Source organism: Dietzia sp. E1 (assembly GCF_014145015.1).
In the GTDB taxonomy this organism is placed as follows: Bacteria; Actinomycetota; Actinomycetes; order Mycobacteriales; family Mycobacteriaceae; genus Dietzia; species Dietzia cinnamea_A.
The window spans coordinates 1-212 of the sequence record NZ_JAALDU010000564.1; the positions used below are offsets into that span (position 1 = coordinate 1).

General features: G+C 67.5%; 1 protein-coding gene. It reads left to right on the top strand.

Features of this window, described 5'->3' with window-relative positions; all coding sequences use genetic code 11:
• On the top strand, window positions 1-212 hold a 212-nt coding region (locus G6030_RS15760), incomplete at both ends, for a DUF222 domain-containing protein (RefSeq protein ID WP_182643757.1).

The following is a 212-nucleotide window of genomic DNA, read 5'->3' on the forward strand; positions in this document are numbered from 1 at the left end:
AAGATCCAACGCCAGGTCGTCGACGACTACCTCAACGGTGTCGCCGCCGGGATCCGCCTGGGCGACAAAGCCCTACGCGATGAGATCGACGCCGTCATCGGCCGCCACGACCCCGACGCCATCCGCCTGCGCAAAGAAGACGCCAGCCGCTCCCGCGGAGTGCGATTCAGCAAGGGCGTCGACGGCATGTCCAGCGTCTCCGCCCTGTTGGC